We start from the raw sequence: 11,116 nt of genomic DNA on the forward strand, positions 1-11,116 counted from the left end.
AAGTTATTGGGTTGTTGTTTGTGTATTTTAATAGCATGTTCCCTCATACTAATCAATCTCATTGATTTACTATTTATTCTACTGCATCAGTAAAACCATGTTTGCGCGCGAAGAATGTAATAAAAAAAGCAATAATCAAGAGACCTGTGACAAAATATGGCAGAGATAACACCCCTATTTTCATTAAGAGTAGCCCACCCAGAATACCTCCCCCACCAATCGCAATATTCCAAATAGTTACCATCATTGATTGGGCAACATCAATAGCATCACCAGCGGTCTTTGCTAATGCGGCTTGCAAAAGGGTCGGAGCACCTCCGAAAGCGAAACCCCACGCAGCTATAGACGCATATATAGACCAGTTATGTTTGGTTAACGTTAGTACGAAGATTGATACTGCAAAAAGTACAATGCTTAATATCATCGATTTTCTAGGCCATCGGTCAACGGTGAGACCGGCACTCCAGACACCTACCAGTGCTGTTATGCCGAAAATAAATAAAACTAAATCAATATGTTCCGAGAGCCCTATATTTGAAATAAATGATGCGATGTAAGTAAAAATTGTATTGTGTGCCAGTATGAATATCAGAGTTACAAATAAAACAACTGATACCCCCTTCATTTTTGCTACCTGAAAAAGAGAAAGGTGTTCACGATTTTTTTGGCCTGCTGCATCTGGCACGGATATGACAACCCAAATAATCAAGATCATAGTAAGCGCACTCATAACTATAAAGTCAGTACGCCAACCTATTAATCCCGCAAGATATGAACCTGCGGGTACGCCGATTGTTAGGGCTAAGGGGGTTCCCAGCATTGCGATTGCAATCGCACGTCCAGCAAGATGAGGAGGTGACATGCGAATGGCAAACCCGGCAGCTAAAGACCACACTAATCCAGCAAAAACACCACCAAAAAAACGTACAACTAGAGTCAGCATATAGCTGGTAGAAAATGCTGTGATTATATTGACGATCGCAAACCCAAAGATGGCCAGTAACAATAAAGGTTTACGACGCATACCCTGAGTTAAAGTAATCAAAGGAATTGCACTTAACAATGAACCCGCAGCATAAACAGTTACCAGCTGACCTCCGTAACTAGCAGATATACCAAAGTCCTGACTAATCCACAGCAAGAGCCCCGCAGGCATGGCTTCCGTCAACATTGTGATAAAGCAAGCCATAGACAAAGCCAATAAACCAAACCAGGGTAATTTATCTTTTGAATAATTATTCATATCAAAATTTTTCCTACCTTAGAAGAAGATGGTGCAACAACATCCATTAGAAATACATTTCTAAAAAATATATCACTCTCTCGCATAGACAATTGCTACCGACATTCCATGATGACGAATGTGCAATTAATTCCAAATGGTCATTCTAAACTAACTAAAATTTCTATGCTCACCTTCAAGATCTATTAAATTTTATTTTCAGGAATCACCCTTAAGGGTGATGCCTGAAAATAGGGTTTTATATTAGCGTGAACTCTCTATTTTAGAATGGATAAATAGGGAACCAGGCAGCACTAAATTATTGACTTTTGTCTTTGGCTCGTAAATTTTGATGGAAAAGGAGATTCCGATGAATCTGAAATTTATTGAATTTATGCACACACTCGGTGACGCGAAATGCCTCATCATTAATGGCCAGTGTTTTACGTATCAAAATGTTGTTGATGGTATTCAACGATGGGATTCTGAATTTTCTAACTATGGTATAACTCAAGGCTCGGTTGTGGCTTTAGAAGGTACATACTCCTTAGATATGGTAACAGCAATGCTCGCGCTATTTTTGCGTGGAGTGATTGTTATCCCCATATCTCCGAACGCTAAAGGAGAACGAACTGACTATTATGAGATAGCACATGTCGAATGGACAGTATTTATTAATGCTGACAGGAAATTACCGCCATATAGTATAAAACGGAGAATAGCAGTTCAGAACCATTCTATAGAGCAACACCCACTCTATCAGCAGATTATAGAGAGTGATCATGCTGCCCTGGTCCTTTTTAGCTCAGGAACAACAGGGAGCCCCAAAGCATCTTTGCTCGACGTGCACAAGATGATTGCTCGTTACCCTGATAATAAGAGACCTCAGGTAATTCTTGCCTTTCTAAGCTTGGATCACATTGGGGGAATAAATACTTTACTTCATACACTATCGAATGGAGGGGTACTCGTTACAGTCACGGAACGAAACCCCAGAACAGTTTTTGAAGCAATACAAAATCATCGGGTGCAAGTGCTACCTACGACTCCAACCTTCCTAAACATGATTTTACTCTCTGACGTTTGTGAAAAATATAATACGAGCTCATTAGAGCTAATCACATATGGTACTGAACCCATGCCGCAGCGTACGTTAGATATTATAAAACTAACTATGCCTCATGTACGCTTAAAACAGACATATGGTCTAACGGAATTGGGGATTATGCCAACGAAATCGAAGGGTAATGGATCTCTTTGGATGAAACTAGGGGGAAGTGGATTTGATTATAAAATATTGGAAAATATTTTGTGGGTTAAATCTAATATGGCAATGCTGGGATATCTAAATGCTGAATCACCGATCGATTCAGATGGCTATTTTAACACGCAGGATGTTGTTCTTGTTGATGGGGATTATGTTCAGATTCTCGGTCGTAAATCAGAAATAATCAATGTCGGAGGCGAAAAAGTTTATCCAAATGAAGTTGAGAATGTGCTTTTGAAAATGCCAAATGTCGCTGCTGTTCGTGTCAACGGCTATCCTAGCCATATCACTGGATATGTAATACGTGCTACTTTCCAGCTCGTGGAACACGAAGATATTGGGTTGTTTAAAGTTCGAGTGAGAGAGCATTGCAAGCCACACTTAGCTCCTTTTAAAATTCCTGTTGTCATTGAGATTACCCAATCTGATCTCCACTCAGAACGGTTTAAAATGATCAGGTCTGGAACAACCGTATGAACATGGTTTCTGCACAAGTTGCAATTGTTAGTGGCGGCAGTCGTGGTCTTGGAAAAGCGATTGTGGAAAAGTTGATTTTGGAAGGGTGGAAAGTTGCAACATTCAGCCGACATGAGAATGAGTTTATTTCCAAATATCAGAATAAATACCCTGAACAATTTTATTGGTATGAACTTGACTTAAAAGATCCAGGGGAGTTGACTATTTTCATAAAGTCGGTAGTTGTTCGATTTGGTGGGATAAATCTTCTGGTAAATAATAGTGCTGTTTTATATCAAGGTCTTTTTTTAAGTACATCTCTTGAAGCTATTGATGAAATGGTGTTGGTAAATTTACTTGGCCCCATCAAACTCACTAGAGCATGTGTTCGTGTAATGGCTAAACAGAAAACCAGCGGTAGTATTATAAACATTTCATCTGTAGGAGCGATCCGGGGTTATCGCGGAACGGCTGTATATTCTGCAACTAAAGCTGGGCTTGATGGTTTTACACGAAGTCTCGCCGGGGAAATGGGAAAGCTAAATATTCGTGTTAATTCTATTGTCCCAGGTCTTTTTGACTCGAAGCTTTCAGAGAATGTATCTGATATTAATCGTGAGAAAATTGCTAAACGCACCCCTCTGGGAAGATATGCAGAACTTCACGACATTTTAAATGTGTTGTCATTTCTTATCTCACCGCATGGGAGTTTTATAACGGGTCAATCAATAGTCGTAGATGGAGGTCTAATATGCTAAATCAAGAAAAAATTGAATGTGGCGTTCTCAACAAAGTTTCAGAATTGATAACGGTTGACGTAGCTGATATAGATATCAAAGCTACTTTTGAAGAAGTTGGACTTGATTCTTTAAGCCTCGCAATGCTTTTTATCGAGTTGGAGATGCTATTCGGTTTTGATCCTTTGGGAGAGGGCAATTCATTACTATCAGATATCCATTGTGTTTCTGATATTATCGATATATTTACAAGGAATGAAGAGTCACTACTATTAGGATAAGATATGAAATCTAAAAAAATGTTTTCATCTGTCGATGAAATACTTGGCCCATCGGAGAATCGTTTTTTTTCCTCAGGCTACCGATGTTCAGAGCATAAAATATCCAGTCTGACGTTCCCTGAATCAGGAAAAAATAATTGTTGCTTAGAAGCAACCGTTTCACTTTTTTACCCGTTGAACTGGTCAGTTAAAAATGTAGGTATGGATGTTACTCCGCATTTAAGTACTATTGATATGCTCGTCCTTGCTATGCAAATGGTAGAAACACACCTTTCATTCCATTTCGGTCTCAATATGGATGATCTGGACACAAATCATATTAATGAGATTGCTATCCATGCGGGAACAAAACCACAGGAAGATCTGAACGATATCCCTATTTCGCTTGTATTACGGCGTAGTGTAGAAAAAGCTGATGACTCCTCAAGAAAAGTATCTACATACGAATGCCGAGTAGGTTTGATGCGGGCAGTCTGCCAAATTGAACACCCATCCTGCGGAAAGGAGAATAATAAAATAGAAATTAATAGTTTGGATCATCTAAATATAAAAAAACGTTACTATGGCCTAGGGTATAAGGAACAGAAACATATCCTTTCTTCAGTTTATTTAGATATGGCTAATCTGACGGCAGATGCACAAGTCGAATTTATCCTTAGTAAAGAAGAATCTCAAGGCATTACTCCTGAAAAAGTTAGCTATATAGATGTATTTGTTACTTGTGCGCAACTTGCTCAAGTCCTTCTATATTCTTTAGATGGATTATCTCGCAGTGAGACCTCAACGCTCTGGATGATTAGAACTATTTTCTCGGAAGATGCTGGAGAAATAAAAAGTTGTGATAAGGTCAAAACATTAGTATCAACAAGTCAAATAATTGAGTTGAATGGAAGAAAGTGGCGTAATGCAGAAGTGTTAGGAACACTTGGAAATAAGAAAGCCAAAATAACATTTGCACATGCTTTACCTTCAACAAAAAATTTAATATAAAAACATAATGGTAAAAATATGAAAATTGCTATATCAGGTACTTACTCTTCTGGTAAAACTTTCACGGCTATGGTGCTTGCTTATTATACAGGAATTCCTCACCTTCTTTCGAAAGCCATAAGAGAAATCATGCCAGGACTGATGCCTGGTAAACGCCTCTCTGAAGTAACTCCAGAAGAGTTTCTTCATCTAATGATTGCTCGCCATATAGGCCGAATAAAATCGGAAATTAAAAAGGGTAATAATTATGTATCAGATGGATCTTCATTACAGGAATTATTATATGGTGAAGCAAGGCTAGTTTATGGAATCAATCCATCAGCAGAGAAAATAGATAATATAAAATACGAGAATGACATTGCCTTCTTTTCTAGAATGTTAAAAGAATTTAGTCGTTCACTAAAACTCCATGTAGAAAATACATATGACGTTTTCTTCCACCTTAAGCATGAGTTACCTCTTACAGAAGACGGTCATCGCCCCATGAACAGTGATTTCCGCGATTTGGTCGACAAGCGTTTAATTGAAGTCTTAAATGAAATAGGAACTCCATACTATATTGTATGTGGTAGTGTAGAGAAAAGAGTTAAGGATATATCTGACCATCTAAATCTGCCTTCAGTAATGTCAATCGAAGAAGCAATTAGGCGGGCTTCACTTGACTATAAAACACAAGATCTTCGTCTGGAAGAAGAACGATCAAGAAGTAAAAAACGATAGTCGGTTTATTGTATTATCATTTTTTAATTTAAAAACAGAAAGGATTCAATTATGGCTATTTCTAAAGCTGTTAAAAATACTATAGATTCCGTAGGCAAATTTACATCTGTTGATATGACCTATGATCCTAAGTGGTTTATTAACTTTATGGATGAGGCAAATTGCCTGCCTGATCACGAAATAATCAATCGGAAATTAGCTGAAGTGCTGGAGCCACTGGATCATAAAAGCATTATTGAATTAGGGTGTGGGACAGGGAATGACGTTCGCTATTTACTATCTATTTATCCAGACGTAGCTGAGATCGTCGGGGTCGATTTAAGTGAAGCTATGATTGCTGAAGCAAACAGTCGGATAATTGATGGTTCTCGTATTAGATTTGAAAAAGGAGATGGTAAGCATCTTCATTTTGAAAATAATGTATTTGATGGCGCTCGTGCGAAGTTAGTTCTAATGCATTGTGATAGCATTGATGCCACACTGTCAGAACTTATTAGGGTTGTTAAGCCTAATGGTAAAGTTGCTATTTTCGACCATGATTTTGATGGGCTTTTAATTGATCACTCAGATGTAAAACTTACCAGGGAAATAGTCGAGAGGCTATCTAATAAAGCTAAAAACAATTGGAGCGGTCGCCAGTTATTTCGTAGGTTTTTGAATCATGGGCTCGTTAATGTAACCGTTGAAGCCATCAGTGTAAATTTAACACTCGGCGTACTACGGTCTATGATTTTGGGACAAGAAGATATGGCTCATCTTTCTAAAGATGAGCAGGCTTGGTGGGAAGAGTTAGTTATAAAAAATGAAAAAGGTCTTTTCTTTTCATCCTTTATAGGTTTTCTGGTTGTTGGTACAAAATAATGGTTTGATGTATTAATAATCTGAATGATGACTATAAGCATCAGGAGTCTGTTTTGTATAAATCAGTTGCTTTTTTTGACGTAGATGAAACCATTGTTAATATAAAAATTATGTTCGATTTCTTCAGTTTTTGGTGTATAAGAACAAATAAAATTGAACAATTAAAGAAGTATAATAGTTATTTAAAAAGTGAAGTGGAGAAGGGGGTTTCTCGAGAAAAAATTAACCGTGAATACTATATGCAATTTAAAGGTGTAAAATATAATGACTTGTTAATTTCTGGTGAAATCTGGTTTAACAATATAATAAATAATGATTTGTTTATAGGCAGCACAATAGAAGCCTTGCGAAGGCATCAATTACAAGGAGTGTCAGTTGTTTTCTTATCTGGCTCAATGCATCCACTTCTCTCTCCAATTGCAAGTTACCTTGGCGTATGGGATATAATTTGTACGCAATTGTTAATTGATAGTGCAGGTAATGTCACGGGAGAAATTGGTCAGCCTCAAACTATTGGCGAGGGTAAAAAAATTGCTTTGCTAAATTTTTGTAATAAATTTAATACTAACCCTAAAAATTGTTTTTCCTATGGTGATGATATTTCTGATATCCCTATGCTGGAATCAACGGGAAATCCAGTTTGCGTTGGCGGCGATACAAATTTGGCTAAATATGCTTTACTAAATGGCTGGTTAATAATTTAATTTATAAAATTTTCTTTATTATAATCACTTGTATAATATTTGTACGGTAAAAAATATCCCCTTAGTCTTGAGCGTAAAAATGCGGATACAGGGGCATGACCCACGCCGATTTTAAGTACAGCAAGCAACATGTGGTTTTGCAGCATCGAGATTATACCAGGTAACATCCTGCTTTTTTTGTGATGTTACCTGAATATGACCTTGCTTCGAAAATCCTTCCGTCGTATGCATTATCCCGTCGCACTATGACTCAATGCATTCGCTGGCGTCTGGCTTATTCCCGGAGTCTGCGTACTCTGGAAGAAATGTTGACGAAACACGGTATTTGAGTCGACAACTCCACGCTTCACTGCTGGGTCATTCGACTTGTGCTTCTGATCGACATAACCCCAAAGCTCTTCAAATCCTTAAAAAAACCAGTCAGGCTGCGGGCTGTGAGAGAGATCACATCATCGGCTACCGTTTTTTTGAAACGTTAAATACTTTTTTAAAATATGTAGTGATAATGTTATATTCGTAGCCGTCATTTGAAAAAATGAAGTTTCAGTAACGATCCCGCGTGTTTTTTTGCTAATTTCTTGTTCGATAGTCTTAACAAAACAGAACTGAACATTTAGAGAAACAGACGTCATGAGAAAGATACTTGGTATGCTTCTCAACCGTGACTCACTGGGTGCCAGCGAGCCTGCGGCCGCAGAAGACGAAAAATCCGTTGATGTATTGCTGGTCGGCGGCGGAATTATGAGTGCAACGCTGGGGACGTATCTCCAGGAACTCGAGCCGGACTGGTCGATCCACATGATCGAACGCATGGATAGCGTGGCACAGGAAAGCTCCAACGGCTGGAACAATGCGGGCACCGGTCATGCGGCGCTGGCAGAAATGAATTACACCCCGGTGATGCCCGACGGTTCTGTCGATATCACGAAAGCTGTGGCGATCAACGAAGCCTTCCAGGTTTCCCGTCAGTTCATGGCGTATCAGGTGCAAAAAGGTGTGCTGAATAATCCGCGCTCATTCATCAACAGCGTGCCGCACATGAGCTTTGTCTGGGGCGATGAAAACATCGATTTCCTGCGCAAACGCTTCGCTGCGCTTCAGGAAAGCACCCTGTTCCGCGGGATGGAATATTCGGAAGACCCGGAACAAATCAAACAGTGGATCCCGGCCGTAATGGATGGCCGTGACCCGAATCAGAAAGTGGCTGCGACACGCACCACGGCAGGCACGGACGTTAACTTCGGTGAAGTGACCCGTCAGCTGGTTGAAGCGTTACAGAAAAAATCCAACTTCACGCTGGCGAACGGCCAGGAAGTGCGCGATATCCAGCGCAACCGCGACAAGACATGGCGCGTCACCATTACCGATCTGAAGCACAGTCACAAACATCACGTCGTGAATGCGAAATTCGTTTTCATCGGCGCGGGCGGTGCATCGCTGACGTTGCTGCAAAAATCCGGCATCCCGGAAGCGCGTGAATATGGCGGTTTCCCGGTCGGCGGTGAATTCCTGGTGACTGAAAATCAGGACGTAGTGAAGCGTCATCTGGCGAAAGTTTACGGCAAAGCCGCCGTGGGCGCGCCGCCGATGTCCGTTCCGCATCTCGACACCCGTATTATCGATGGCAAACAGGTTCTGCTGTTCGGGCCGTTCGCCACCTTCTCGAGTAAATTCCTGAAAAACGGTTCCCTGTGGGATCTGTTTGGCAGCGTGAACAGCTCCAACTTACTGCCGATGACGCATGTCGGCGTGGGTAATTTCGACCTGGTGAAATATCTGGTCGGGCAGGTCATGCTGAGCGATGAAGATCGCCATGCCGCGCTGAAGGAGTTTTTCCCGCAAGCCGAGCAGAAAGACTGGAAACGCTGGGTTGCCGGGCAGCGTGTGCAGGTCATCAAAAAAGATGGCAAGCACGGCGGCGTTTTGCGTCTGGGCACGGAAGTGGTCAGCGCGAAAGACGGCAGTATTGCGGCCTTGCTGGGCGCCTCTCCGGGTGCATCCACGGCAGCGCCTATCATGATGAAATTGCTTGAAACGGTCTTCAAAGAGAAAGCAGCCAGTGCTGAATGGCAGGCGAAATTCCGCGAAATCATTCCGTCCTACGGCACAAAGCTGAACGGCAACGTGGAAGCGACCGAGAAAGAGCTGCTGGAAACCAGCCGCATTCTCGAACTGGAAACCCCGTCAATGAAAACGACGCCGGTTGCCGAAGTGATTCAGTTGCGCCCGCTTGAAGCTGAAGCCAAAGGAGAACCGAAACAGCCCGCGGATATCGCACTGTAAGTTCGGATCTCACGCATAAAAAAACCGCCTTTTTTCAGGCGGTTTTTTTATGCTCATAATTCCGATCTATACGCCGGACAGCGGCTTTACGATATTCGCTGCTTTCACGCGCGCCGTTTCGTTCTGTGATTCCAGCACTATTCTCGCCAGCGGTGTGTCTTCGTGATAACGCGTTTTATCATCCAGCCCTTTGGAATATTTGTTGTATTTCCACCACGCATAGCCGAGGAAAAGTACCAGCCCGCCGACGTTATAAAACACGATGGTAATAATGCTCGCACCGGTCGGGAAGGTCGAAGCAATAAACCCGACGGTGAAAATCACAATCAGCGTACTGACGATGGTGATGCCCTGCATTCTGGAACCCATTTTGAAATCGCGTTCGACGTTATCGTATTTCAGCCGCAGGTTCAGGTACGCCAGCATAATAAACAGCGGCGGAAGCATGGACGCCGCGGCGGTCATGTTGATCAGCGTATTCATTAATTCCTGTACGCTGTCGGAGCCTAACGTTGGAATTAACATCAGCGGGATGACGATTAAAAACTGGATCCACGCCGCGCGTGTCGGCACGCCGTGCTTATTCAGGCGGATGGTTTTCTCACCAAAAATCCCCTTAGGAATTTCAGTAAAGAAGATTTTTACCGGTGCCGCTGTCCACATCAGCAGTGATCCAAACATCGCGGTGAAAGAAACCACGCCGACAAAACGGTTCATCAGGACGGCCGGTAAACCAAAGTGCGCCGATAATCCTTCAAAAACCTGTACCGTGCCGCCGGTGAAATGCAGCGCGGACTGCGCCACAAAAACGTTGATCAGCAATGACGCGATGGAATACAGCACGCCAATCACCAGCCCGGAAATAATAATGACTTTCACAAACGAACGGCTGCCGCCTTTGACGTCATTCACATAAACCGCGACGGATTCCGCACCGCCTGCCGCCTGGAATATCCACGCGATAATGCCTAAGAATGCCCAGTTAAAGTGCGGCGTCATGGCCTCCACGTTAATCGGATTCGCCGGTTCCACGCCACCCATTAATGCCGCGCCTGCCAGCACAATATAAGAGAACGTCAGCAACAACATTAGCGTGGACGTTACCGATGTCATCGGGCCGAGTAATTTCGCGCCGCTGTTGGAAATTAATGTCGAAAAAGCGAACAGACAGATGCTGATAATCGCCGTGGTGATTGGCGTGAAGATATAGTCGTGCCCTAAAAAGGCGTACGACGCATAAGCAATGACGCGCGGAAGTAATGCCGTGAAGAAGAATAAATTCACGAACCAGTAAGTGTATGCGGTCATAAATGCCCAGCGTCCGCCGAGTGCGCTTTTTACCCAGGCGTAAACTCCGGCTTCCGAGTTTTTATTGAGCGAGACAAACTCGGCGATGATCAGACAGAACGGAATAAAGTAAATGATCGTCGCCACCAGAAAGACCGGCGCAGAGGCGATGCCTAACTGAATATTGTTATTAATGACGTTATTGAAGCTAAAAACGGCGGCAAATGTCATGGATAACAATCCAAATTTACCGATTGTGTTTCTGCTCGACCCGGCCATAAGTTCTCTCCAACTGCTTTTTGTAGGGT

General features: G+C 42.1%; 10 protein-coding genes and 1 pseudogene. 9 read left to right on the top strand and 2 right to left on the bottom strand.

Features of this window, described 5'->3' with window-relative positions:
* Nucleotides 1-73: 73 nt before the first annotated feature.
* Complete coding sequence (locus KWG64_RS12015) at nucleotides 74-1,243, bottom strand: MFS transporter (protein WP_255562168.1); 1,170 nt, start codon at nucleotides 1,241-1,243, stop codon at nucleotides 74-76.
* Nucleotides 1,244-1,592: 349 nt separating this feature from the next.
* Between KWG64_RS12015 and KWG64_RS12020 the strand changes: the two genes are divergently transcribed.
* The 9 genes and pseudogenes from KWG64_RS12020 to mqo all read left to right on the top strand — a co-directional run bounded on the left by KWG64_RS12020 (nucleotide 1,593) and on the right by mqo (nucleotide 9,521).
* Nucleotides 1,593-2,966, top strand: coding sequence for a long-chain fatty acid--CoA ligase (locus KWG64_RS12020; RefSeq protein ID WP_218522009.1), 1,374 nt, complete (start codon nucleotides 1,593-1,595; stop codon nucleotides 2,964-2,966).
* Entirely contained in the window at nucleotides 2,963-3,703 is a 741-nt protein-coding gene (locus KWG64_RS12025) for an SDR family NAD(P)-dependent oxidoreductase (RefSeq protein ID WP_218522010.1), read from the top strand. Before KWG64_RS12020 ends, KWG64_RS12025 begins: the two co-directional genes overlap by 4 nt.
* A complete protein-coding gene (locus KWG64_RS12030; protein WP_218522011.1) occupies nucleotides 3,697-3,963 on the top strand; it encodes an acyl carrier protein in 267 nt (88 codons plus the stop codon). Before KWG64_RS12025 ends, KWG64_RS12030 begins: the two co-directional genes overlap by 7 nt.
* Before the next feature lie 3 nt (nucleotides 3,964-3,966).
* The gene (locus KWG64_RS12035; RefSeq protein ID WP_218522012.1) at nucleotides 3,967-4,953 is read left to right on the top strand and encodes an AvrD family protein; all 987 of its coding nucleotides are present in this window, start codon (nucleotides 3,967-3,969) and stop codon (nucleotides 4,951-4,953) included.
* A gap of 18 nt (nucleotides 4,954-4,971) precedes the next feature.
* Nucleotides 4,972-5,673 carry an AAA family ATPase gene (locus tag KWG64_RS12040; RefSeq protein ID WP_218522013.1) on the top strand — a complete coding sequence of 234 codons (702 nt, stop codon included), beginning with the start codon at nucleotides 4,972-4,974 and terminating at the stop codon, nucleotides 5,671-5,673.
* Nucleotides 5,674-5,724: 51 nt separating this feature from the next.
* Nucleotides 5,725-6,534 carry a methyltransferase domain-containing protein gene (locus tag KWG64_RS12045; protein ID WP_218522014.1) on the top strand — a complete coding sequence of 270 codons (810 nt, stop codon included), beginning with the start codon at nucleotides 5,725-5,727 and terminating at the stop codon, nucleotides 6,532-6,534.
* Between the two features lie 53 nt (nucleotides 6,535-6,587).
* Nucleotides 6,588-7,238 (top strand): HAD-IB family hydrolase, encoded by a 651-nt coding sequence (locus tag KWG64_RS12050; protein ID WP_218522015.1) that lies wholly within the window; start codon nucleotides 6,588-6,590, stop codon nucleotides 7,236-7,238.
* A gap of 195 nt (nucleotides 7,239-7,433) precedes the next feature.
* Nucleotides 7,434-7,660 (top strand): annotated as a pseudogene (locus tag KWG64_RS25895) (IS6 family transposase); the annotation flags it as partial.
* A 208-nt stretch (nucleotides 7,661-7,868) separates the two neighbouring features.
* On the top strand, nucleotides 7,869-9,521 hold the full coding sequence (gene mqo / locus KWG64_RS12055) for a malate dehydrogenase (quinone) (protein WP_218522016.1): 1,653 nt from the start codon (nucleotides 7,869-7,871) through the stop codon (nucleotides 9,519-9,521).
* A 66-nt stretch (nucleotides 9,522-9,587) separates the two neighbouring features.
* Here mqo and KWG64_RS12060 read toward each other — a convergent pair whose 3' ends face one another.
* Nucleotides 9,588-11,087: an amino acid permease gene (locus tag KWG64_RS12060; protein ID WP_195814857.1), complete on the bottom strand. Its 1,500-nt coding sequence runs from the start codon at nucleotides 11,085-11,087 to the stop codon at nucleotides 9,588-9,590.
* Nucleotides 11,088-11,116: the final 29 nt, after the last annotated feature.

Origin of the sequence: Rahnella sp. PD12R, assembly GCF_019200965.1 — a bacterium.
Classification (GTDB): domain Bacteria; phylum Pseudomonadota; class Gammaproteobacteria; order Enterobacterales; family Enterobacteriaceae; genus Rahnella; species Rahnella laticis.